19 protein-coding genes and 1 pseudogene are annotated in these 24,617 nt (G+C 64.0%); 17 read left to right on the top strand and 3 right to left on the bottom strand.

Annotated features, from left to right (window positions below):
* The first annotated feature begins 81 nt into the window (after window positions 1-81).
* The 15 genes and pseudogenes from DBR47_RS09985 to DBR47_RS09915 all read left to right on the top strand — a co-directional run bounded on the left by DBR47_RS09985 (window position 82) and on the right by DBR47_RS09915 (window position 18,678).
* A complete protein-coding gene (locus DBR47_RS09985; protein ID WP_124449523.1) occupies window positions 82-2,238 on the top strand; it encodes a TonB-dependent receptor in 2,157 nt (718 codons plus the stop codon).
* A gap of 14 nt (window positions 2,239-2,252) precedes the next feature.
* Window positions 2,253-3,809 carry a hydantoinase/oxoprolinase N-terminal domain-containing protein gene (locus tag DBR47_RS09980; RefSeq protein ID WP_197046977.1) on the top strand — a complete coding sequence of 519 codons (1,557 nt, stop codon included), beginning with the start codon at window positions 2,253-2,255 and terminating at the stop codon, window positions 3,807-3,809.
* The gene (locus DBR47_RS09975; protein ID WP_124449521.1) at window positions 3,806-4,900 is read left to right on the top strand and encodes a DUF917 domain-containing protein; all 1,095 of its coding nucleotides are present in this window, start codon (window positions 3,806-3,808) and stop codon (window positions 4,898-4,900) included. Before DBR47_RS09980 ends, DBR47_RS09975 begins: the two co-directional genes overlap by 4 nt.
* Window positions 4,901-4,937: 37 nt before the next feature.
* On the top strand, window positions 4,938-5,333 hold the full coding sequence (locus DBR47_RS09970) for a cupin domain-containing protein (protein ID WP_124449519.1): 396 nt from the start codon (window positions 4,938-4,940) through the stop codon (window positions 5,331-5,333).
* 7 nt (window positions 5,334-5,340) lie between these two features.
* Window positions 5,341-6,129: an SDR family oxidoreductase gene (locus DBR47_RS09965; protein WP_124449518.1), complete on the top strand. Its 789-nt coding sequence runs from the start codon at window positions 5,341-5,343 to the stop codon at window positions 6,127-6,129.
* 16 nt (window positions 6,130-6,145) lie between these two features.
* Entirely contained in the window at window positions 6,146-7,081 is a 936-nt protein-coding gene (locus DBR47_RS09960; RefSeq protein WP_124449516.1) for a branched-chain amino acid transaminase, read from the top strand.
* A gap of 53 nt (window positions 7,082-7,134) precedes the next feature.
* Window positions 7,135-7,890 (top strand): aspartate/glutamate racemase family protein, encoded by a 756-nt coding sequence (locus DBR47_RS09955; protein WP_124450052.1) that lies wholly within the window; start codon window positions 7,135-7,137, stop codon window positions 7,888-7,890.
* 4 nt (window positions 7,891-7,894) lie between these two features.
* Entirely contained in the window at window positions 7,895-9,133 is a 1,239-nt protein-coding gene (locus DBR47_RS09950; RefSeq protein WP_124449514.1) for a cytosine permease, read from the top strand.
* A 124-nt stretch (window positions 9,134-9,257) separates the two neighbouring features.
* A pseudogene (locus tag DBR47_RS09945) lies at window positions 9,258-9,752 on the top strand (TonB-dependent receptor plug domain-containing protein); the annotation flags it as partial.
* A gap of 201 nt (window positions 9,753-9,953) precedes the next feature.
* Entirely contained in the window at window positions 9,954-11,966 is a 2,013-nt protein-coding gene (locus tag DBR47_RS09940; RefSeq protein WP_231512258.1) for a TonB-dependent receptor domain-containing protein, read from the top strand.
* Between the two features lie 158 nt (window positions 11,967-12,124).
* Complete coding sequence (locus DBR47_RS09935; RefSeq protein WP_124449508.1) at window positions 12,125-14,197, top strand: carbon starvation CstA family protein; 2,073 nt, start codon at window positions 12,125-12,127, stop codon at window positions 14,195-14,197.
* Between the two features lies 1 nt (window position 14,198).
* Window positions 14,199-14,426 (top strand): YbdD/YjiX family protein, encoded by a 228-nt coding sequence (locus DBR47_RS09930; protein WP_370454904.1) that lies wholly within the window; start codon window positions 14,199-14,201, stop codon window positions 14,424-14,426.
* 136 nt (window positions 14,427-14,562) lie between these two features.
* Complete coding sequence (locus tag DBR47_RS09925; RefSeq protein WP_124449506.1) at window positions 14,563-15,012, top strand: hypothetical protein; 450 nt, start codon at window positions 14,563-14,565, stop codon at window positions 15,010-15,012.
* Between the two features lie 193 nt (window positions 15,013-15,205).
* On the top strand, window positions 15,206-15,763 hold the full coding sequence (locus DBR47_RS09920; RefSeq protein ID WP_197046976.1) for a PEP-CTERM sorting domain-containing protein: 558 nt from the start codon (window positions 15,206-15,208) through the stop codon (window positions 15,761-15,763).
* 104 nt (window positions 15,764-15,867) lie between these two features.
* Window positions 15,868-18,678, top strand: a complete 2,811-nt coding sequence (locus tag DBR47_RS09915) for a M4 family metallopeptidase (protein ID WP_124449502.1) — start codon at window positions 15,868-15,870, stop codon at window positions 18,676-18,678.
* A 96-nt stretch (window positions 18,679-18,774) separates the two neighbouring features.
* Here the strand turns inward: DBR47_RS09915 and trxC are convergent, their stop codons facing one another.
* Together trxC and DBR47_RS09905 are read right to left on the bottom strand one after the other, a co-directional pair.
* Window positions 18,775-19,191 carry a thioredoxin TrxC gene (gene trxC / locus DBR47_RS09910; RefSeq protein ID WP_124449500.1) on the bottom strand — a complete coding sequence of 139 codons (417 nt, stop codon included), beginning with the start codon at window positions 19,189-19,191 and terminating at the stop codon, window positions 18,775-18,777.
* A 59-nt stretch (window positions 19,192-19,250) separates the two neighbouring features.
* Window positions 19,251-20,051 (bottom strand): sporulation protein, encoded by an 801-nt coding sequence (locus DBR47_RS09905; RefSeq protein WP_197046975.1) that lies wholly within the window; start codon window positions 20,049-20,051, stop codon window positions 19,251-19,253.
* Window positions 20,052-20,464: 413 nt separating this feature from the next.
* Between DBR47_RS09905 and DBR47_RS09900 the strand changes: the two genes are divergently transcribed.
* Window positions 20,465-23,191, top strand: coding sequence for a TonB-dependent receptor domain-containing protein (locus tag DBR47_RS09900; protein ID WP_124449496.1), 2,727 nt, complete (start codon window positions 20,465-20,467; stop codon window positions 23,189-23,191).
* Between the two features lie 269 nt (window positions 23,192-23,460).
* Complete coding sequence (locus tag DBR47_RS09895) at window positions 23,461-23,934, top strand: Lrp/AsnC family transcriptional regulator (protein ID WP_124449494.1); 474 nt, start codon at window positions 23,461-23,463, stop codon at window positions 23,932-23,934.
* Window positions 23,935-24,036: 102 nt separating this feature from the next.
* Here DBR47_RS09895 and DBR47_RS09890 read toward each other — a convergent pair whose 3' ends face one another.
* Window positions 24,037-24,615: a 4-phosphopantetheinyl transferase gene (locus tag DBR47_RS09890; protein ID WP_197046974.1), complete on the bottom strand. Its 579-nt coding sequence runs from the start codon at window positions 24,613-24,615 to the stop codon at window positions 24,037-24,039.
* Window positions 24,616-24,617 lie beyond the last annotated feature (2 nt).

Here is a 24,617-nt window from a genome sequence, read left to right as displayed (position 1 = left end):
CTGCGTTGTGAGCGAAGGGCCTTGCGCACAGACTTGGGCCCAAGCCTCAAGCCCCTGGTCTACCGCTTCACGGAGTCATTCATGCAGTCATCCTTCCCGAGCCAAGCCCGCCCCCTCACCGTCGCCCTGCTGGCACTCAGCGCTGCCTGCGCCTCGTCCATGGCCTGGGCCCAGGCCAGCAGCCCCGAGCCCGCCAAGCCTGCCACGGAGGAGGGGGCCGCCAAGCTGGAGACGGTGGTCGTCAGCGCCCAGCGCCGCCTGGAGCGCTTGCAGGATGTGCCGGTGGCGGTGAAGGCTTTCTCAAGCAAGCAGATCGAGTCCATGGGCATCAAGAGCACCCAGGACTTCATCAATCTGACGCCCAATATGTCCTTCGACAACTCCTTCACCTACGGCAATTCCTTTGTGGTCTTGCGCGGTGTCACCCAGATCAATAACGCCGATTCGCCGGTGGCGGTGGTGATCGATGGCGTGCCGCAAAACGATCAGAAGCAGCTCAAGATGAGCTTGTTCGACATCGAGCGCATCGAGGTCTTGAAAGGCCCGCAAGGGGCGCTGTACGGCCGCAATGCCATAGGCGGCGCCATCAATATCGAGACCAAGGCGCCCAGCGATAAGTTCGAGGGTTTTGTCGGTCTGGGCCTGGGCAATGGCAAGACGCGCGAGCTGACCGGCGGCATCAGCGGCGCGCTGAAAGAGGGGGTGGCGCTGTACCGCTTGGTGGGCCAAAGCAAGCGCGGCGACGGCCTGATTCAAAACACCTTCTTGAACCAGCCCTTGGACGCCATCGACAAAGACGACTCCCTGCGCGCCCGCCTGCTGCTGCGGCCCAGCGAAAGCGTGCAAATCGATCTGCGCGCCAGCGCCACCGATCTGCGCGGCCCCGCCACCTGGGACAGCATTGTGCAGAGCAAGAATCCGGCCGACATCGTCGCGCCAAAGGAAAACATGCTGGGCAAGACCTGGGGCAGCACGCGCGACTTCAGCGCCAAGGTGGAGGCCGATCTGGCCCTGGGCACGCTCAGCTCCATCACCAGCCGCACCAAGCTGGTGGAGAACTACCGGGGCGATATCGATTTCTCCAATCCGGTGGATCTGCCCAAAGGCTTTCTGGGCCTGGGCTTCCAGGCCGGCCAGGGCCAGAACCGCAGCGTACAGCTGACCAGCCAGGAGCTGCGCCTGACCTCGCCGGCCGATCAGCCGCTGCGCTGGATCGCCGGCCTCTACTACCTGGACACGCGCAAAGACCTGGAGACCCGGGTGTTTGTCGACACCGATGGCAGCAACGATCAGTTTGACGACACCAGCAAGGTGATCGTCAATCTCTCTGAGCGCAGCCATAACAAGGCCTCGGCCCTGTTCGGCCAGCTGGACTACGACTTCAACCCGGCACTGACCCTGTCGACCGCCCTGCGCTATGACCGCGACCAGCGCGAGCAACAGGACTTGATTGGTGGGGGCATGCGGGAGGCGAGCTATTCCAAATGGCAGCCCAAGCTCACCTTGACGCGCAAACTCGGCCGTGACGATCTGGTCTACGGCACGCTGAGCACCGGCTTCCGCTCGGGCGGCTTCAATGCACCGGGCCTGGCCAGCTTCAGGCCCGAGTCGCTCAGCAATGCGGAGCTGGGCAGCAAGATGGTGGGCCTGGACGGGCGCCTCTTGTTCAATGTGGCGGCCTTTGCCTCGCAGTCCAAGGACTTCCAGTATTTCTATGTGGACATCAAGTCCGGCTCGCAAGTCATTGCCAACCTCGACAAGGTCAATATTCGCGGCCTGGACATGGACTTCCGCTACCTGCCCTTCAAAGGCCTGGAGCTGGACGGTGGCCTTGGCATGACCCACAGCATCATTGCCAAGGACAGCATCAACGCCGCGAACGAGGGCAAGCACACGCCCAAGAACGTGCCCTTCAAGCTCAATCTGGGCCTGCAGTACAGCCAGGCCCTGGGCGCGGGCCTGATGGGCTCGATGCGCTTGGACTATGAGCACCGCGACCAAAAGTACTGGCACCCCGACAACGCGGCCGTCTCGCCGGCCCTGGATCTGCTGGGCCTGCGCCTGAGCCTGCGCGACGCCCGCGATCGCTGGTCACTCACGCTGGAGGGCAAGAACCTGGCCGACAAGCGTTACTACGCCGACTACAACAGCGCGGCCTATAGCGGCCTGCCCTATGACCTGGGCTCCCTGGCCAGCGGGCGGACCTATGGCCTGGAACTCAAGTACCGCTTTGATTGAACACAGGGGAAGTCATGATTCGAGTGGGAATAGATGTGGGCGGCACGAATACCGATGCCGTCGTCATGCAGGGCCGCGAGGTTTTGTTTGGTTTGAAAACGGCCACCACGGCCGATGTGATGAGCGGGGTCGTCAAGGCCTTGCGCGAGGTGATCCAGGGCGCCGGGGTGGACAAGGCCAGCATAGGCGCCGTGATGATTGGAACGACCCAGTTCACCAATGCCTTGGTGGAGCGCCGCAAGCTGGCCCAGGTGGGCATCATCCGCCTGGGCCTGCCGGCCACCAGCGGCCTGCCGCCCTGCTGCGACTGGCCGGAGGACATCAGCGCCGTGGTCAAGCCGCAGTGGCGCCTTGCACAAGGCGGCTATGAGTACGACGGCCGCCCGCTGGGCATTTTGGACCCCGCCGAAATTCGCCGCTATGCCCAGGAGTTTGCGGAACTGGGCCTGAAGGATGTGGCCATCTCCTGCGCCTTCTCCATCCTCAATAGCGAGCAGGAGAGGGCGGCGGCCGGCTGGGTGCGCGAGCTGATCCCGGATGCCCGCATCACCCTGTCCTCGCAGATCGGCCGCTTGGGTTTGTTGGAGCGTGAGAACGCCGCCTTGTTGAACGCCTGCCTGGGGCCCTTGGGCCTGGAGGTGGTGGCCGCTTTCAAGCAGGCCTTGGCCGACAGCGATATCCGTGCGCCTTTCTACCTGACGCAAAACGACGGCACCCTGATGGCGGCCGAGATGGCGGCCCGCTATCCCATCTTGACCGTGGCCTCAGGGCCCACCAACTCCATGCGCGGCGCGGCCTTTTTGTCGGGCCTGAAGGACGCCATCGTGGTGGACATAGGCGGCACCACCTCGGATGTCGGCGTGCTGCAGAGCGGCTTCCCGCGCCAGGCCGGCGTGGCCGTCGAGGTCGGCGGGGTGAGAACCAATTTCCGCATGCCCGATGTCTACAGCATGGGCTTGGGCGGGGGCTCGCGGGTGGCGGCGGATTTCAAGTCCCTAGGCCCGCAAAGCGTGGGCTATGCCATCCACACCGAGGCCCTGGTGTTTGGCGGCGACACGCTCACCGCCACCGACATCGCCGTCGCTGCCGGCGTCGCCAAGCTGGGCGATGCAAAGCGCGTGGCCCAGCTGCCCGAGGCGGCGGTGGCGCAGTGCTATGGCCGCTTGCAGGACATGGTGTTCAACGCCGTCGAGCGCATGCGCACCTCGGCCGAGGCCCTGCCCGTCATCGTGGTGGGCGGCGGCAGCATTTTGCTGGGCCCGCAGCTTAAGGGCATGGCCATCACCGTGCCTGCGCATTTCGGCTGCGCCAATGCGGTGGGCGCGGCCATGGCCCAGGTCAGCGGTGAAAGCGACCGGGTGATACGGCTGGACGATGTGCCCCGCGAGCAAGCCATCCAGCAGGTGCGCGCCGAGGCCGAGGCCCGCGCGGTGCAGGCCGGTGCCAAGCCCAGCAGCCTGAGCATGATCGATGTTGAAGACGTGGCGCTGGCCTATATCGGCGGCAACGCCACCCGCATTCGCGTCCGCGTGGTGGGCGATCTGAACGAGCAAAAGGAAGTGACAGCATGACGGCCCAGCTCATCGATGTGAAAGACCTCGACGCCATCGCGATCGGGGCGGCCCTGTACGGCACCGGTGGCGGCGGCGACCCGCATATCGGCAAGCTCTTGGCGCAGCGGGCGATACGCCAGTACGGCCCAACCCGCATGATCGACCTGGATGATTTGGACGACGAGGATTTGATTGCTTCCGTTGCCATGATTGGCGCGCCCGCCGTGATGCTGGAGCGCTTGGCCGAGACGGGGCCTCTGATCACGGCCCTGCGCGAGCTGGAGGCCAAGCTGGGCCGCAAGGTCAAGGCCTTGTTCTCCATCGAGGTGGGCGGCTTGAACAGCGTGATCCCCTTCAGCGTGGCCACCGAGCTAGGCCTGCCCCTGCTGGATGCCGACTCCATGGGCCGGGCCTTCCCGCAGCTCAATATGACTTTATGCGCCTTGCAAGGCATATCGCCCATGCCCCTGACCCTGGCCGATGAGAAGGGCAATACCTTTGTGCTGAAGGCGATAGACAACGCCCATCTGGAGCGCTTTGTGCGCTCCATCACCATGGACATGGGCGGCAGCTGCTATTCGGCCATGTATGCCATGAGCGGTGCGCAGGCCAAGGCCAGTTTGTTGCGGGGTTCCATCAGCATGACGCAGCGGGCCGGTCAGGCCTTGTTCGAGGCCAGGGCCCGTCATCTGGACCCGGTGCGCGAGCTGGTGCGCGTGACCCAGGGGCATTGCTTGTTCAAGGGCAAGGTCAGCGACCTGCAGCGCAAGATCGACGGCCGCTGGAGCAAGGGCGAGGCCAGCATCAGCGGCCTGGACGAGTACGAGGGCCAGAGCGCCACCCTGCTGTATCAAAACGAGTTCTTGATGGCCCGCGCTGGCGGCAAGGTGCTGGCCAGCACGCCCGACCTGATCTGCACCGTGGACCTGGAAACGGGTGAGCCCATCACCGCGGAACAAGTGCGTTATGGCCTGCGGGTGGCCGTCTTGGGCCTGCCCTGTGTGCCCGAGTGGCGCACGGCAGCGGCCCTCCAGCTCGTCGGCCCCGGCGCCTTTGGCTACGAAGAGGCCTATCAAACCGTGGAGCAACTGGCCATGGAGCGCCGCTGAGTCGCAGCTTGCAATCCACCCACCGAGGAATCAAAAAATGAGCGAGACCACCGCACGCCTGCACCACTGGGACGAGGTGCCGCTGGAGGCCGTCGGCCCCATGCTGGACCGTCAGATCGTCAGCTGCGAACGCATGATGATCAGCCAGATCCATCTGAAACAGGGCGCGCTGGTGCCGCGCCACTCGCATCTGAACGAGCAGATCACGTACATGCTCAAGGGTGCGCTGAAGTTCTGGATCGGCGAGCAAGGCGAGACCGTGTTCATCGCCCGACCCGGCGATGTGGTGACCATTCCTTCCAATGTGCCGCATCGCGCCGAGGCCTTGGAGGACACGCTGGAGATCGACATCTTCAACCCGCCTCGGCAGGACTGGCTGGACAAGACGGACAGCTATATCCAGTCCGGCGTCGACGACCATCTGCGCGGCTGAGCCGGCCATGGATCTGGGGCTGAACAACAAGGTGGCCTTGGTCACGGGTGCTAGTTCGGGCCTGGGCCGCGCGGTGGCCGAGGAGCTGGCAGCCGAAGGCGCGTGGGTGGCACTGGTGGCCAGGCGTGAGGCACTGCTGGCCGAAGTCGTCGCAGGCATCGTGGCTCGTGGTGGCCGGGCGCTGGCGGTGGCGGCCGATCTGTCTGAACCGGGGGCGGCCGCCGCTGCGGTAGCCCGCTGCGAGGCGGCGCTAGGCGCGGTGGACATTCTCGTCACCAATGGCGGCGGCCCGCCCAGCCTGAGCTTCGAGCAGACCACGCCCGCGCAATGGCAGGCGGCGCTGGCCATGAATCTGCACAGCGCGCTGGAGCTTTGCCGCGCCGTGCTGCCGGGCATGCGGCAAAAGCGCTGGGGCCGCATCCTCACCATCACCAGCATCACGGTCAAACAGCCGGTGGAAAACCTGGTGCTGTCCAACGCGGTGCGGGCGGCGGTGACCGGCTTTGCCCGCACCCTGGCCAATGAGGTGGCGGCCGAGGGCATCACCGTCAACAACCTGGCACCCGGCTACACCCAAACCGAGCGCCTGGACGAGCTGGCCACGGCGGTGGGCGCGCGGCGCCAGCTCAGCCCGGCGGCCGCCAAGGCCGGCTGGGAGGCGCAGATTCCCATGGGCCGCCTGGGCGAGGCGGCCGAGTTTGCGGCGCTGGCGGCCTTTCTCGCCTCTGCCCGGGCCAGCTACATCACCGGTCAGACCATCGCCGTCGACGGAGGTTGGACCCGCTCCATTTTTTAAGACACCAAGGGCTGCCATGGCTGCAATCACCGAAAGCGAATGGATCTGGAAAGACGGCCAGCTGATCCCCTGGCATCAGGCCCAGCTGCATCTGCTGAGCACGGCCGTGCAGTTCGGGACCTCGATGTTCGAGGGCATACGCTGCTATGACACGCCGGAGGGGCCTGCCATCTTCCGCCTGCATGAGCATCTGCGTCGGCTGCAGGATTCCTGCCGCGTCTTTGGCCTGGAGTCCCCGCACGATATCGCCACACTCGCCGCCGCCTGTCTCTCCCTGGTGGCCAAAAACAAGCTCGGCAGCTGCTATCTGCGGCCCATGGTCTTGCTGGGTTATGGCGGGGCCGGGCTATCGGCCGAGGAAAGCCCGATCGAAACCTATATCGCCGCCTGGCCTTGGGGCACTTATCTGGGCGAAGGCGCGCTGGAGAAGGGCGTCGACGCCTGCATCAGCAGCTGGCAGCGCGCCCATCCCAACACCTACCCGCTGATGGCCAAGGCCGGCGGCCAGTATCTGAACAGCCAGCTGATGAAGTGGGAGGCGCTGCGCAATGGTTATCAAGAAGCCATAGGCCTCAGCCCCAGCGGCTTGGTGAGCGAGGGCACGGGCATGAATATCTTTGTGGTCTGGCGCGGCCGCTGCTTCACGCCTGCGCTGGACGGAACCCTGCTGCCGGGCATCACGGCGGACTCGGTGATGCAGCTGGCCCGCGAGATCGGCATCGACATCGAGCCGCGCCAGATCCCGCGCGAGATGCTTTACGGCGCCGACGAAATCTTCTTCACCGGCACGGCCGCCGAGCTGACCCCGGTGGCCTCGGTAGACCGCTGCCAGATCGGCAGCGGCCGCACCGGGCCGATCACAAAAGCCCTGCAGCAGCAGTACCTCGACTACGTCAAGGGCAAGGTCGAGGACAGGCATGGCTGGCGCACCCTGGTGCCGAGCGCGCTGTGAAGCCGCGCCTCAAACGATAGAGACAGAGCAAAGCCCAAGGAGTGTTCATGAGCATGACGACGAAACGCATCAAGGTCATCACCCCCATCATCACCGAGGGCCTGCGCGATCTGGCCGATCTGCGGGCGCTGGAGCACCCGGGCCTGCGGATTGCGCAGACCCTGCTCAAGGAGGGGCCGTCCTCCATCGAGTCGGCGTTCGAGGAAATGTTGGCGGCGCCTGGCGTGGTGGCTGCGGCCCTGCAAGCCCAGGCCGAGGGTTTTGACGCAGTGATCGTGGACTGCTTTGCTGACCCCGGCTTGCAGGCGGCGCGCGAGTTGCTGGACATCCCCGTCTTCGGCCCCGGCGAATGCAGCATGCATGCGGCGGCCATGCTGGGCCTGCGCTTTTCCATCGTGACCGTGTTGCCGGCGGTCGTCCCCATGCTCACCGAGCTGGCGCAGCGTTATGGCGTGGCGGACAAGCTGAGTTCGATCCGCGTGATCGACATTCCCGTGCTGGCCCTGCATGGCGACCCACAGGCCTTGCAAAAAGCCATGGGCGAACAGGCCTGCAAGGCGGTGCTGGAGGATGGGGCCGATGCCATCGTGCTGGGCTGCACCGGCTTTCTGGGCTGCGCCAATGTGGTCTCGGCCGAGTTGAACCGGGTGGGCCTGAATGGAGTGCCGGTGATCGATCCCATCCCCGTCACCGTCCATATGGCCACGGCCCTGTGCCAGAGCGGGCTGAGCCACAGCAAGCGTGGCTGGCCGAAACCGGCCAAAAAGCCCATGGCTGGCTTTGCCGATTTGCAAGCGCAGCTGGGCTGAAGCCGTGCAAGCCTCAGAGCAAAAGCTGGCCACCCTCGGGGCCTGGCGCATCGTCTTGATTTTGCTGGCGGTGATGATCGCCCTGCCCGCCTTCGTCATGGGTGCGGAGATCAGCCATGCTTTTGGCGCGCGCGCCGGCTTGCAAGTCTGCCTGCTGGGCGGCGCCATCCTGGGCCTGCTGGCGGCCATGACCGGCGCCGCCGGTGCAGCGCGCCGCTGCACCACCTATCAATTGATCGAGGAGGCCTTTGGCCAGCAAGGTGCGCGGGTGGCGAATGCGGTCTTGGGCGTCAGCGTGCTGGGTTGGTTTGGCGTGATGGCGACGATGTTGGGGCATGCGCTGGCGTCCATGGGCTCTGGCTTGGCGGCCCAACCGGCCTGGCTCCTGTCGCTGGCCGGCTGTGTGCTCACAACGCTGACGGCCATGCTGGGCTTTCGGGCGATCAATGTTTTGTCTACCCTCACCACGCCGCTCAAGGTCGGCTTACTGGCCTGGACCTTTGCTGCCGCCATGAAGGGCGGCACCGGCGCCTTGTGGACCTATGCGCCGGCCCTGCCCTCAGCCTTGGGAGCAGGGATCTCCATGGTGGTGGGAGGTTTGGTCGTCGGGGCCGTGTTGGCGCCGGATGTGTGCCGCTTTGCCCTCTCGCCCCGCCGCGCGGCGCTGGGGGCGGGACTGGCCTATGGCCTGGGCTTTCCTCTGGTTTTGATCCTGTCGGGCGCGCCCAGCCTGGTCAGCGGCGAACGAGACATGATTCAGATCATGCTGGCCTTGGGTCTGGGCCTGCCCGCCATGCTGACCGTGGTGCTGACGGCCTGGTCCACCAATACCTTCAATCTGTACGCGGCAACTTTGGTGGCCGGCACCCTGGCCCCGCGCCAGCCCGCCTGGCGCATGGCGCTGCTGGCGGGGGTCTTGGGCACGGCCATGGGCCTGGCCGGCATCAGCGAAATGCTGCTGCCCTATCTGCTGTGGCTGAGCATCATGATCCCGCCGATTGCAGGCATCTACCTGGTCCATGTCCTGCTCGGTGGCGCTGACGAAGCCAGACCTTGGCGGGTGGAGGCCTTGTTGGCCTGGCTGATCGGCAGCGCCTGGGCGGGCCTGGCGCCGCGATGGCAGCTGGCCTTGACGCCGGTGGCCGCGCTGGACTCTATCCTCGTCAGCGCCTCGGTCTACGCGGCTTGGCGCTGCTGGCGCAAGAAGCAGCGGGCGCCGCTGGCCACGCCCGGGCAGATTTGAATAAGCAAATCACAAACGATTCTTTCTCAATCAAAGGGATAACCCCTAGCATCTGCGGCATAGATGGCCCGCTCGGGAAACGCTTCCCGGCGTAGGGCCACGTGTCGTTTCTTGAGGGATTCCCATGCAGTATCAAAAAATCGGCCGCCAGGCCCCCCTGGCCGTGGCCGCGTGCCTGCTTTTCTCTGCCGGCCAGACCCAGGCTCAAGCCGAGCCCAAGCCAGAGAAATCACTGGAAAAGGTCGTTGTCACTGGCACGCGGGTGCAGCGCACCCAGGCCGAAGGCGCCACCGGCGTCACCGTCATCCGCGCCGCCGATCTGGATCGTTTGGGCTATCGCAATGTCGGCGATGCGCTCGCCGCCCTGACCGAAAACACCGGCTTCACCCAGGGTGAAGACTTCGGCAACACCTTCACCCCCGCCGCCAACGCCCTGAGCCTGCGCGGCTTAGGGCCTAACAAGACCCTGACCCTGCTGAACGGCCGCCGGGTGGCGGACTACCCCCGCGCCTAAGGCGGCACGGCCAACTTCGTCAACACCGCCAACATCCCCTCGGCCCTGGTGGAGCGCATCGAGGTGCTCAGCGGTGGCGCCTCGGCGATTTACGGCTCCGACGCGGTGGCCGGTGTGATCAACATCATCTTGAAGAAGCAGGTCGATCACACCACCCTGGACCTGAAGCTAGGCGCCACCCAGCTGGGCGGCGGCGAGAACGCCCGTGCGCAGCTGAGCGGTGGCTTTGACAGCGGCCGCCTGAGCGCCGTCTGGGGCCTGGAGTTGAGCGGGCGCCAGCCCATCTGGAGCCGCCAGCGCGAGTTCATGGCCGACAGCACGGCTCAGGGCGCCAACCCCACGGCGGTGATAGGCATCAAGGACTCCAAGAACGGCTCGCTCTGGCGCCTGCCGGCCGATCAGCAATGCGCGGATGCCGTCGGCTTTTTTGACGGCAGCGTGAGCCGGGTCGATAACAAGCTGGGCGTCTACTGCGGCAGCGGCAAGGCTGCGCCAGCGCATTGGACGATTCAGTCGGGCAATCGCAGCAGCAACTTCGCCTCGGCCGGGCAATTCAAGCTCAGCGAAGCCCATGAGTTGTTTGGCGAGTTCTTGCTGGGCCAGACCCGCACCGAAAGCAATACCCGCAGTGCCAGCTGGACTTCGGAAAGCGCAGGCAAGGGCTATTTCTACAACCAGAACTCCAAGAAGAATGAGATCTGGACCCGCCGCATCGCACCCGAAGAGTACGGCGGTATCGAGCGCAGCAACCGCGCTTGGCTTGACGACTCCTACAGCCTGGCCCTGGGTGCGCGTGGCGATCTGGAATTCAAGGACTGGAGCTACGAGCTCTCGGTCAACCATGCCCACTACCGCAATCAGAATTTTGAGCCGCGCTTTGTGTCCGGCGTGAACGAGTTCTTCCTGGGCCCGCAAAAAGGCGTCGATGCCAAGGGCGTTGCCATTTATGCGCCCGACGAGGCGCGCTTGTTCAAGCCCCTCAACGCCCAGCAGTTCGACCAGCTGATGGGCGAGACCCGGGCCGATAACCGCGCCTGGACGAGCAATTTCAACGCCAGCGTGAACGGCTCTTTGGCCCAGCTCAGCGGAGGCCCCTTGCGCGGCGCGCTGACGCTGGAGGCCGGTCGCCAGGGCTTTATCAATGAGTCCGATCCGCGCCTGGCTCAAGGCGAGTTCTATGGCTTGCAAGAGGTCAAGACCGTGGAAGGCTCACGCGACCGCGCCGCCGTGGGCGCCGAGCTGGTGGCACCCTTGCACAAGCTGCTGACGGCCACGGCCGCCCTGCGTTATGACCACTACCGCTTCGCCGATCGCAGCCAAGGCGCCAGCACCTACAACCTGGGTCTTGAGTTCCGGCCCACGGAGCAGATCCTGCTGCGCGCCAGCCATGCCACCAGCTTCCGGGCGCCGGACATGGTTTACCTGTTTGCCGACGAGGTGAAGGGTTATTACTCCTCCTCCACCGACCACTACCGCTGCGCGCGTGCCGGTCAGCCCCTGAACAAATGCGAGTTTGCCGGGGTCGCCCCGGGCTTCAACTATCTGCAGACCAGCGGCAAGGAGTTGCAACCGGAACGTGGCAGCTCATCGGGTCTGGGCCTGGTGTGGGAACCGGTCAAGTCGCTGGACCTCTCGCTGGACTACTGGCGTGTGGCCATCAGCGATGAGGTCACCAAGCAAGACGGCGACCGCCTGCTGCGTGATGAGGCCGACTGCCGCCTGGGTAAGCTCGATGCAGCTTCGTCCACCTGCGTCGACGCCTTGGCCCGCATCACCCGCAACCCCGTGACGGCCGAGGTCAAGCCCGAGGCTGTCAGCTTGGTGCGAGTCAGCCCCATCAATGCCTCCAGCAAGAGCACCAGCGGCATTGACCTGAAGGCCAATTACCGTTTCAAGACGGCCGAATGGGGCGACTTCCAGCTGGGCCTGAAGTACAACCGCGTGCTGACTTTTGTGGAGCGCAAGTTCCCGGCCGACGAGGCGGTCAACAAGGTCGGCACCCACAGCTATAGCGGTTGGCCCGAGAAGCTGGAGACCACGGCCAGCTGGCGTTTGAACGACTGGCAATACACGCTGACCGGTGTTCGCAACGGCCGCATCAGCGGCGCGGGCGACAGCTGGATTGAACCCAAGTTCATGTTCAACCTCAGCAGCAGCGTGCAGCTGAACAAGGCCAGCAAGCTGGGTCTGATCGTCAACAATGTGGCCAACACCATCCGCAAGGACGAGGCCGACAGCTGGCCCTTCTACCCCTCCAGCTACTACACGCCTTACGGCCGCCAGTTCTGGCTGCAGTACAGCCATAAGTTCGGCGTCTAAACGGGGTTCTCGGGTTTTTACCTAAGTACTGCCGCGTGCCCCCAGCACGCGGCCTGACGGATGCGCCCGAGCGAGCGCTTGCCGACACTGGAGGCCTAAGCCTTATGCCATCGTGACCCTTGTTGCGTCACCGCTGGCACCTTCAGGAGACATCTCTCATGCTCGTCAAACTCCGTCGCCACCTGGTCTGGGTGGCTGTTGCCATTCTGGGTGCCTTTGCCCTTGCCACCGTGGCCCTGGGCCGTGGCGAGGCCGTCAGCGCCCTGTGGGTGGTGGTGGCCGCCGTCTGCGTCTACCTCATCGCCTACCGCTACTACAGCCTCTTCCTCGCCACCCAGGTCTTGGAGCTGGACCCCAAGCGCATGACGCCGGCCTGGCGGCATAACGACGGGCTGGACTATGTGCCCACCCACAAGGGCGTGCTCTACGGCCACCATTTCGCGGCCATCGCGGGCGCAGGCCCCTTGGTCGGCCCGGTGCTGGCGGCGCAGATGGGCTATCTGCCCGGCCTGCTGTGGATTCTGGCCGGCGTGGTGTTTGCCGGTGCGGTGCAAGACTTCATCGTGCTCTTCATCAGCACCCGGCGCGACGGCCGCTCCCTGGGCGACTTGATTAAGCAGGAGCTGGGTCTGGTGCCCGGCGTGATCGCCTTGTTCGGCGCCTTCATGATCATGATCATCATCTTGGCCGTGCTGGCCCTGATCGTGGTCAAGGCCCTGGCTCATTCGCCCTGGGGCACTTTCACCGTGGCGGCGACGATTCCGGTCGCGCTCTTCATGGGCATTTACACCCGCTACATTCGGCCGGGCCGCATCGGCGAGGTCTCCATCATCGGCTTTGTGCTCTTGATGCTGGCCATCGTGGGCGGCCAGTGGGTGCATGAGAGCGCCACCTGGGCGCCGCTGTTTGACTTCGACGGCAAGGCCCTGACCTGGATGCTGATCGGCTACGGTTTCGTCGCCGCCTCCATCCCCGTCTGGCTGCTGCTGGCGCCGCGCGACTATCTGTCGACCTTCTTGAAGATCGGCACCATCGTCGCCCTGGCCATCGGCATCGTCATCGTCGGCCCGCAGCTGGAAATGCCGGCCTTCACCCAGTTCGCGGGCGGCAACGGCCCGGTCTGGTCGGGCAATCTCTTCCCCTTCTTGTTCATCACCATCGCCTGCGGCGCGGTGTCGGGCTTCCATGCCCTGATCTCCTCGGGCACCACGCCCAAGATGCTGAACAACGAAAGCGATGCCCGCTTCATCGGCTACGGCGGCATGCTGGCCGAGTCTTTCGTCGCGGTGATGGCCCTGGTGGCCGCCTCCTGCATCGACCCCGGCATCTACTTCGCGATGAACAGCCCCGCCGCCCTGGTGGGCAGCACGCCCGAGGCCGTGGCGCACACGCTCTCGACCTGGGGCTTTGTCATCACCCCCGAGATGCTGACCCAGACCGCCAAGGACGTGGGCGAGAACACCATCCTGGCCCGCGCCGGTGGTGCGCCCACCCTGGCCGTGGGCATGGCCCACATCCTGCACCAGGTGGTGGGCGGCAAGGCCATGATGGCCTTCTGGTACCACTTCGCGATTTTGTTTGAAGCCCTCTTCATCCTGACCGCCGTGGACGCCGGCACCCGCGCCGGCCGCTTCATGCTGCAAGACCTGCTGGGTACTTTTGTGCCCGCGCTGAAGAAGACCGAATCCCTGCCCGCCAATTTGATCGCCACCGGCCTGTGCGTGGCGGCTTGGGGCTACTTCCTCTACCAAGGCGTGGTCGATCCGCTGGGCGGCATCAACACCTTGTGGCCGCTGTTCGGCATCTCCAACCAGATGCTGGCCGCCGTGGCCCTGATGCTGGGCACCGTGGTGCTGTTCAAGATGAAGAAAGACCGCTACAGCTGGACCACCATCGTGCCTGCCACCTGGTTGCTGGCTTGCACGCTGAGCGCGGGTTATCTGAAGATCTTCTCCAGCGATCCCAAGGTGGGCTTCCTGGCCCATGCCGACAAATACGCCAAGGCCCTGGCCGAGGGCCAGCTGATCGCCCCGGCCAAGAGCGCGGAAGCCATGCAGCGCATCATCTTCAACGACCGCCTGGACGCCGCCCTGTGCGTGCTCTTCATGTTTGTGGTGCTGAGCGTGCTGGTCTACAGCGTCAAGGCCGTGCTCAAGGCGCGCGCTGAGCGCAAACCCACGGTGCAGGAAACGCCTTACCAAGCCCTGCCGGCCGGAGCCAGCCTTGGCTAAGCTGACCGCCCTGGTGGAGCGCAGCGCCGAGTTGGGTGCTGAGCTCGGCCAAGCCGGCCGCTATATGGCGCAAAGCCTGCGCCTGATGGTGGGCCTGCCGGACTACGGTGGCTACCTCAAGCATATGCAGGCCAACCACCCGGATCAGGCCCCGATGAGCTTCGAGGCCTTCTTCCGCGAGCGCCAACAAGCGCGCTACGGCACGGGCAAGGGCAAGATGTGCTGTTGAAGCGGCCGGGCTGAAAGCCAGGCGAGCCAGCGAACAGGCCTTCACTCATTGGGTGAAGGCCTTTTTCTTTGCTGCGGCTAGGTCGGGGCTGCTGTCGCTTGGGTCTACGATGCGCTCCTACCCACGGGAGAACGCGATGCTGAGAAAAGCCCCCGCCGCGCTGCTGCTCATGGCCGCGCTCTTGCCCGCCTGTGGCACGGCCACGCCGCAGGAGCCTCGGCTGGTTGAGATCGACACCGCCTTTCAACTGCCGGTTGGCGGCTCCGCCCAGTTACGCGGCAGCGATTTGCGGGTCGGCTTCGACGCGGTCGTCCGCGATTCCCGCTGCCCCAAGGGCGTGCAATGTGTGTGGGCCGGCGAGGCCGTCGTGCGCGTTTGGCTGCAGCGCGCCTCCGCCAGCCGCCAGAGCCTGGAGATGCGTTTGCCGGTGGATGGCGAGGCCAGCGCTCAGGGCCAGCCGCTGCGCCTGATCCGCCTGGAGCCCTTGCCCGTGGGAGGCAAAACCATTGCCACGGCCGACTATGTCCTGACCTTGCTGATTCAAGCCTCGAATTTGTCCACGAAAGAAGATTTGGCCGACAAATAAGGCCGGGAATCGGCCTGTGATCGGGGGGAGCTTCTGGTTTTTACTTCCCTCATATCCAGGGTGTGATTTAAGTCACAGGTCTTTCAGAATCGGAGCGGCCCTACCGACCGGGTATCGCCTCCCCTCAAACGTTCTGACAAGGCCCTGTATGCAAGCTATCCGCCACCTGCTACCAGTCGTTGCGCTGCTCACAATGTCAGCCTCCGCTATCGCCTCCACCACGGTCTACACCTCACAGTCCGGGTTTTTGGCGCAGCTGGCTCCGGCCAGTTATACGGAGACCTTTACCGATTTGAGCGATGGGCCACCGGGTCCTCAGACCTTTGGCAGCGGCACTTTTGCCTTCACTGCGCAGGCGTCCAGCGGCCTGTACCTGTCGGGAGGCTTCCTCGGCACCAGTCAGATCGATGACGCCCTGACGGTGAGCTTTGGCGCCGGCGTCAAGGCCGTCGGCGGCAACTTCTTTACGGTGGACCTCGGTGACAGCTTGCAGTCGGTCAATGTGACCGTGACGCTGAGCGATGCCACCACCGTCAGCTTCACGCCGACCAGCTTTGCCGACAGCTATCGCGGTTTCGTGTCGACCCTGGACATCACCTCGCTCACGATCAGCGCCCCAGGCCAATCGCTCTATGCCTCGATGGACAACCTGACCGTTGGCACCATTGCCGCCGTGCCCGAGCCTGCCAGCTGGGCCTTGATGGGTCTGGGTGTGATGGGCCTGCTGGCCGCGCGTCGGCGCGCCGTCTGAGGCCAGCTCAAAGCTAGGCGTTTGGCCTTTTTGGGGCCTGATAGCTTCGTACTCCATCCCCTCTTCTTCTTACCGCGGCGCGTGTGCGCCGATGGGAGTTTTTTATGACTCGAATTCATCTGAAGTTGTCCGTCCTGGCACTGGCTGCCGGCATGGCCTTGACCGCTCAGGCCGCATCGACGGGCTCCTTGGTGGGTCAGCGCGACGCGCTGGCGCGCCTTGGCACCGACAGCGGTATGGCGCCCAAAGTGAGCTACAACAGCGCCACCGGTGCCGTTGGCTTTGTGCGCTTGGCCCAGGGCAACACGCGTTCGGCGGCCTCGGCACGCCCGGTCGCCGACGAGGAACTGCGGCGCGGCGCGGCGCAGTTCTTGAGCAGTTACGGCAGCATGTTCGGCCTCAGCAATAGCGCGAGCGAACTCAGCGCCGGCCAGTTGGTCAAGGATCGATATGGTGCCGCCCATCTCAGCCAAAAGCAGCTTTACCAAGGCGTGCCGGTGTTCGGCGCCGAGCTGAAGAGCCACTTTGACGCGGCCGGCAAGCTGACCGTGGTGAACGGAACTTTTGTTCCCGGCATCGAACTCAATGCGACGCCTACTCGCAGCGCCGCCGAGGCTGCTGCAGCGGCCAAGAAGATCGTGGTGGCCGAGCTCAGCAGCGCAGCGGCGGCCAAGGTGGGCACGTCCAAGCCGACGCTGATGGTCTACCGTGAAGGCCTGGCCAAGGGTGTGGAAGGCGCCAATCACCTGGCCTGGCAGGTCGAGGTGGGCAATGGCTCGAATGTGCGTGAGTTCGTCTTTGTTGACGCGCACTCGGGCAAGGTCATCGAGCGCATCGCCGGTATCCATGAGGGCAAGAATCGCCGTGCCTTTGACGCGGGCAACACTACCCAGCCCGGCCCGAACTACCCGAACGCGCCCTTCTGGGTGGAAGGCAACCCCTTCCCCACCGGCAATACCGAGGCCGACAATATGATCGCCGCCTCGGGCGAAATTTACGATCTGTTCAAAACCGCTTTCGGCCGCGACTCCTTCAATGGCCTCGGCGCTACCATGGATTCCATCTTCAACCGTGGCAACGGCTGCCCGAATGCGTCCTGGAATGGTGTCTACATCTCCTTCTGCCCCGGCACGACCACCGATGATGTCACCGCCCATGAATGGGCTCATGCTTACACCGAATACACCCATGGCTTGATCTACGCCTGGCAGCCCGGTGCGCTGAACGAAGCCTATTCGGACATCTGGGGCGAGACCGTGGACCGCATCAACGGCCGTGGTGGCGACACGCCCGATACCTTGCGCACCGCCGGTGCTTGCACGGCCAGCAGCAGTGTGGCGCAGGTCAATATTCAGTCTCCGGCCGCCATTGCCGGCGTTAGGAATGCCGGCACGGCCGCCTTTGGGCCGCAGTCCTTCTCGCTCAGCACCCAGGACGTGGTGGTGGTGAATGATGGCGTGACGACGAGCGGCAGCAGCCTGACCGACGGCTGCTCCACGCCTTTTGTCAACGCCGCTGCTGTGGCAGGCAAGATCGCCTTTGTAGACCGCGGCACCTGCGGCTTTGCCGTCAAGGTCAAGAACGCGCAGTTGAACGGCGCGGTCGGCGTCATCGTCGGCAATAACGCTGCCGGTACGATCAATATGGGCGGCTCCGATGCCACTATCACCGTCCCTTCTCTGTCGGTAACCCAGGCCGATGGCACAGCCATCAAGGCTCAAACTGGTGTGACCGCCTCGCTGCTGCGCGGCCCGGGCAGCGACAACTCGGTGCGCTGGCTGGTGGGTGAGGACTCCAGCGCCTTCGGCGGCGCCATCCGCGATATGTACAACCCCACCTGCTATGGCAACCCGGGCAAGGTGTCGGATGCGCAGTACGCCTGCGGCCCCATCACCAGCGACCAAGGCGGCGTGCACAGCAACTCCGGTGTGCCCAACCATGCCTATGCCTTGCTCGTCGATGGTGGCAGCTACAACGGCCAGACCGTCTCAGCCATCGGCCTGACCAAGGCGGCGCACATCTACTACCGTGCCCAAAGCGTCTATCAAAGCCAGGCCAGCGGCTTCCCTGAGCATGCCGACGCCATCGAGCAGTCTTGCGCCGACTTGACAGGCATCAGCCTGGCCGCCTTGAAGTCCGGCATGCCTGCGGGCGAAGTCATCACCAGCTCGGACTGCCAGCAAGTGGCCAAGGCGGCCTTGGCGGTTGAGTTGCGTACGCCTCCTGCGCAGTGTGGCTTCCAGACGCTGCTGGGGCAGAATCCGCCGGCACAGTGCCCGGTCGGCAACCCGACGGTCATCGCCGCTGACGGTTTTGACGGCGGCAAGCGCGGCGGGTTGAAGTGGACGCTGAGCAATGGCGGCATCGCTGGCGGCTCCTTCACACCGCGTAATTTCGGTGTGGTGAACAAGCTGCCAAGTGGTCGACCAGGCTATGCCATCTACGCGGCCGACATCAATGGCGGTTCTTGCGGTGGCACCGGTAGCGAAGCCGGTGTCCAGCGTCTGGAAAGCCCGGAGATCACCATTCCGGCCGGTGCCAGCACCTTGCGCATGAGCTTTGACCATTGGGTCTCCACCGAGGCTGGCTATGACGGGGCCAATCTGAAGATCAGCGTCAACGGCGGTGCCTGGACCTTGGTGAACGCAGCCGACTTCATCTACAACCCCTACAACACCACGCTGACCACTGCGGCAGCCGGCAACGACAACCCCCTGGCCGGCCAGGCGGCCTTCTCGGGTGGCGACGGTGGCAAGGTGGGCGGTAGTTGGGGTCGTTCCATCATCAATCTGGCGCCTTATGCGGCACCGGGTGCCAAGGTCAAGCTCCGCTTTGAACTGGGCAATGACTGCGGTGGTGGCGCCCTGGGTTGGTATGTGGACGATGTCTCCGTCTATAGCTGCACCACGCCTTAAGAGCCAAACCCTGGGCCTCACCCAGGGATGAAAAAAGGGCGCCCGACGGGCGCCCTTTTCTTTTTTTGCTTCAGGCCAGCGCCCTTTATGTGGAACTTAGCGCAGCCACTGGATGATCTGCCCGGCCTGCAGCGCGCCCGAGACGCGCTGCAGCTCCTGGCCGCCGCGCAGCTGGATCAGCGTCGGGATGCTGCGTATCGCGTAGCGCTGCGAGAGGGCTTGGGCCTCATCGCTATTGACCTTGATGAACAAGACCTGACCCTTGAGCTGGCGGGCAGCCTGCTCGAACTGCGGCGCCATCATGCGGCAGGGCCCGCACCAGGGCGCCCAGAAGTCCACCAGCACCGGCAACTCGCTGCCCGCCACCACCTTGTCAAAGTCGGCGGCATTCGTCAGCGACAAGACCTCGCCGCTCAGCAAAGCCTGGCCACAGTGGCCGCAGACCGGGTCTTGCGTCGCCCGCTCGTCAGGGACGCGATTCTTGGTGTGGCAGTGAGGGCAGGTGATCAGCATGAACAGGGTTCCTTGAGCGAGGGGTCTGGTGGCCTAGCTGAGGGCTGCGGAGCGCGTTTTCAAGCCAGCACGCGTTGCAGCTGTTCCTGCCAGTTGACGTGTTGCCAGTCGCTGCCCATGCGCAGGCTGCGATAGCTGTCGCCGCGGTAGCGACGGTCCACCTCCAGCAGCACATGCACGCCCTCGGTACGCGGGATGCAGGTGATCTCCACCTCCTTCACGCTGCTGCCGCCAAAGCCGCCACCAAAACTGTTGCCAAAGTTGTTGCGGGTGGGTTTGAACTCGAACTCCTGGTAGCAGCCCAGGCTGCTCTGGATATTGTTGAAGCGCGCCGCGCCCGCCTCCACATCGCTGCTGACATGGGCATAACCCAGCTGCGCCATCGCACTGATCAGCTGCAGCATCTGCGGCAGGGGGTGGATGTCCAGGAAGTCGCGGTCCTCCGCATCGCGGGCCGAGGCGATGGCCAGGTCGGTGTGAATCCACACGGCCGCGCGCACCCGCGGCAGATAGGCCTGGAAGCCGGGGCTGGCCAGGGCCTGGGCATTGTTGACCGGGGTTTCCAGCGGCAGGCCCAGGGCGAAGGGCAGGATCATGTCCTGGCCGGCGCTCAGCTGGATGGCGCCCGAGACGCGATAACGCTGCAGCGCATGGCTGGCGCGGTACTCCTCGCCGTTGATCTTTTTCTCGACCTCGGTCATCAGGACCAAGTCCACATACTCGATGCTTTGCGGCACGCCGCCGCCCTTGATCAACACCTTGCCGGTGAGTGTGTCGCCGGGGCGCAGACTGGGATTGTCCAGCACCGTATCGACCATCGCACCACCCACACCTACCGCTGCCAACAACTTCTTGAACACGATCAGTTTCTCTTTTCGCAAAAGCACGCCATCTGGCGAGCGCCGAGCATAGGCTGGCTCCCGCCAAACTGGGCCCAGGCGCAAGCTGAAGGTGGCCATATGAAAAAACTGAATGAAGTTGATGAAAGCTGAGGGAAAACATCGGTAATCGAGGGCGCCCCAAAGGCCTGGGTGCTGCGCTCGACCCTTGCTTTGCGAGAGACCCGCAGCAGGCAAGGAAGGATTTCGCATTTGCTTACCGTTTGCACAGACAAAGCACTGCGTAATTTTTTGCTTCGCCTGAGTGACGCTCGTTTTTAGAGTTATGGATCCCCGCGCTCACAGGGACTCTCGCAGCTGTTTGCGAGATCGAGTGAGGGGAGGCTCGCCCCAGAAATCGTGGCGGCCATCAAAACCAAAAAACGAGGATCTTCATGTCAGTTCATCCAGGCAAGCTCTTGCCTTTGCCCGCCGCATTGTTGACCGTACTCGCACTCCAATCCGGCGTGCTCCATGCGCAGGAAAAAGCCGCAGCTCCGGCGCCGAGCGAAGCCGCCCAAGCCAAAGACGCCTCGCCGCTGGCGCGTGTGGTGGTGACCGGATCACGCATTTCCAAGGTGAATGAAGAGGGCTTGACGCCTGTGACGGTGATCAAGGCGGGCGACTTTGACAAGCTGGGCTACAAGAACGTCGGTGATGTGCTGGACTCCTTGACGCAGAACACCGGCTTCACCACCAGTGTGGACTACGGCAATACCTTTACCCCGGCTGCCAACACCTTGAGCATCCGGGGCTTGGGCCCGAACAAGACCTTGATCCTGTTGAACGGTCGCCGTGTGGCCGACTACCCGCGCGCCTACGGTGGTCAAGTCAACTTTGTCAACACGGCCACCATTCCCTCGGCCTTGGTGGATCGCATCGAGGTGCTGAGCGGTGGCTCCTCCTCCATCTACGGCTCGGACGCCGTGGCGGCGGTGATCAACATCATCCTGAAGAAGCAGGTGGATGGCATCGAGCTGAATCTGCGTGCGGGCGGCACCCAGCTGGGCGGCGGCGAAAACGTGCGCTTGCAGGCAGCGGGTGGTGTCGACTTCGGCAAACTGAAAGGCGCCTGGGGCTTTGAAGTGGGCGGGCGCAATCCGATTTGGGCACGCCAGCGTGACCTGATGTCCGAGAGCGCGCTTTTTACCCCGGCCTTCTCCCAACGGGATGTGAAAGGCAAGGTCTATGTCGCGCCGCCGGCGGGCAGTTGCGAGGCGGCCAGCAATCTCTTCCATGACAGCTTGATTCGCTTCACCACGACGACCTCGCCCACCGGCGAAGTGTGCGCCACCAACCGGCCCACAACCGCCTTCTGGCAGACGCAAACCGGCTTGCAATCCAGCAATCTTGCCACGACCCTGAGCTATGAGCTGCACCCCAATGCCGAGCTCTATCTGGAGGGCGTCAACACCTTCAGCTCCACCACCGCGACCACGGCGGGCTTGAGCTGGACCTCGCGGGCCAATGCGGCCAGCACCTTCTTCAACCAAAACACCAATCGGGTCGAGAGCTGGGTGCGGCGGTTTGCCCCAGAGGAATTGGGCGGCGCCAGTCAGTTCGAACGCGAATGGCGCGACAACAGCTACAACCTGGCCTTTGGTGTGCGCGGTGACATCCCCAACAGCAACTGGGGCTATGACGTGGGCGTCAACACGGGTGCCTACCTGAGCCGCCAGAAGAGCGAACGCTGGTTGGCGGGCATCGATGAGTTCTTCCTGGGCAAACAGCTGGGTACCAAAGACGGCCAGCCGGTTTACGCGCCCGATGTGAAACGCTTGTTCACGCCTTTGAACTCTGATGAAGCCGACGCTCTGCGCGGCCGCTCTTATACCAATGACAAGGCGTGGTCGCATAACTTCAGCGCCTCGGCCAACGGTGAGGTGTTCGACCTGCCTGCCGGTCCTGTGCGGGCCGCCGTGGTGGCTGAGTTTGGCCGTCAGGGCTTTTTGAACAGTGTCGATCCGCGTCTGAGCCAAGGCGTGTTCTACAACACCACGCAAACGCCTTCGACCACCGGCAGCCGCGATCGCTATGCCTTCGGTACCGAGCTGCGTGCGCCGATTGTGAGCACGCTGACAGCGACCGCTTCGGTGCGCTATGACCAGTACAAATTCCAAGCTCGCAAGGACGGTGACCTGACCTATGGCGCCGGCCTGGAGTTCCGCCCCACAGCCGAGATCCTGCTGCGTGCCAACCATGGCACCAGCTTCCGCGCGCCGGATATGAACTATCTCTTCACGCTGGAGAGCAAGGGCTACTACTCCGGGGTCACGGACTATTACAGCTGCGCCCTGAGCAACACGCCCTTGGACAAATGCAAGAGCGTGCAGCCCAACTATGTGAGCAGCAACGGCAAGGACTTGAAGTCTGAGCATGGTGACTCCAGCGGCCTGGGCCTGGTGTGGGAGCCGAACAAGTCCTTTGACATCTCTCTCGACTACTGGAGGATCAGTGTCAAGGACGAGGTCACGACCTTGGATGCAGACCGCCTGCTCAGGTTGGAGTCGGACTGCCGCACGGGCAAAAAGCCTATTGGCTCGGCCGAATGCGTCGATACCCTCGCCCGCATCACCCGCAATCCGGCCGATGCCGAGTTGGACCCCAACAAGATCACGCTGATCCGCGTCAACCCCATCAATGCGGCCAGCACGGCCACCTCGGGCGTCGATGTGAGCGGCAATTTCCGTTGGTCCTCAGAGCAGCTCGGCCGCTTCGATGTGAACCTCAAGTACAACCGCGTGCTGAGTTTCAAGTCCAAACAGTTCGTCGAGGACGAAGCCACTGAAACCGTCGGCACACGCAACTTCGACGGCTTCCCCTATCGCTTCAGCAGCTCATTGAAATGGAGCAAGGGCGACTGGAACCACACCCTGGCCGCCAACCTGAACGCGCCGATTTCCAGTGCCGATAGAAAGAGCTGGCTGGGCCCTTACTGGAGCTTTAATCTCAGCAGCAACTATGAGCTGAGCAAGAACACCACGGTGGGCGTGACCATCAACAACCTGCTGGGTTCGATTCGCGAAGACCGCTCGGGCGGCTGGCCCAACTATCCCGTCGGCCAGTACCAGCCCTTCGGCCGTCAAGGCTGGATTCAGCTGAGCCATAAGTTCGGTTCCTGAATCACTGCCCTGGGCCTTGAGCAGAGGCCCGCGGCCCCAAAAGCCAAGACCCCAAGCGCTTGTGGCGTTTGGGGTCTTTTGCTTTGCGGGGATGTTGGCTTGAATGGATGGGGCCGACCCGCGCCAGCTTGGGTTCTCGCTGCTTGGATGTGATTGCTTCAGTGATTTCAGTGTAGAAGTCCGGCTCGAGCAGAAAATTGCGAAGATGGCGAGAGTTTGAGTAAATTTGGCAGAAAATTGCTCAAACAATGGTTGTCGGAGCAATTGGCATGGAGTTGGATCGAATCGATCGGCAGATTCTTGAGGTTTTGCAGCAAGACGGCCGCATCAACAACCAAGACCTGGCAGACAAGGTCGGCCTCTCGCCCTCGCCCTGCTTGCGCCGTGTGCGCGCCCTGGAAGACGCCGGCCTGATCGCCGGCTATCGCGCCTTGCTGGACGCGAAAAAGCTAGGCCTTTCGCTGATGGCCTTGGTGCATATCTCCATGGATGTGCACACGCCGGAGCGCTTTGCCAATTTCGAGGCCTCCATTCGCGTGCTGCCCGAGGTGCTGGAGTGCCTGCTCATCACCGGCCAGGCGGCCGACTACCAACTCAAGATCGTGGTCCGCGATATGGACCATTTCCAGACTCTGCTGTTGGGTCGTCTGACCCGTATCGCCGGCGTCACCGGTGTGCACTCCAGCTTTGTTTTGCAGCATGTGCTGAGCCGCACGGCGCTGCCGGTGGATTTGTCGCACTGAGCCCAAGCGAGCTTCTTGCCTTGTTGCAGGAATTCCTTGCTTTCTGCATCGACGGTTAGCGGATAGACGCGTGTTCTGGAAATGCTAAGAGCGTCGATATCGCTAAGTCGGCAATTGCCCCGCAGGCAGAGCCACGCTGCCCACCCAGCCCTGCGGCAAGCGCAGGGCATGGCATTGGCAGCTGGCCAGCCATGCGGGCTCGGCCATCGCGGCCCGCCATTCGCTCAAGGCCTGGCCGTGGAATTTGAGCCGCGCCTCGTGGGCGGCCCAGGCCGGGCCGAAGTCTTGTGCTTGCATGCCAAGCAAGGCCTGCGGCCCCAGATAGTCGCGCGCCACGGCCTGCCAGTCGGGCGGGGCTGGCGCGTCCCGCAGCAAGTCCACGCCCACCGGCCCCAGCAGATTGACCGCCGCCAGCGACAAGCCCGCCTCGTGGCTGAAGGAGATGCCGATGCGGCCCTGCCCCAGCAGCCTTGGCGCAAGACCTGGCACCGTCTCCAGCTGCAAGTCATCCGCTGCCACGTCCAGCCGCAGCGCCAAAGCCTCTAGCAAGGCCTGGCGCAGGGCCAGGCGGGCTTGCGGGCGGGCCAGGGTGGGTGGCAGTGCCACAGCAAGCACAAAGGCCTGGGCGGCCTTCTCAGGCCTTTGCGCGGGCCAGAGGACGACCGAAGCCGATGCTGGCATCG

Origin of the sequence: Paucibacter sp. KBW04, assembly GCF_003852425.1 — a bacterium.
Classification (GTDB): Bacteria; Pseudomonadota; Gammaproteobacteria; order Burkholderiales; family Burkholderiaceae_C; genus Paucibacter_A.
The sequence above is the reverse complement of the archived record's forward strand: the minus strand, read 5'-3'. Positions and strand labels throughout refer to the sequence as shown.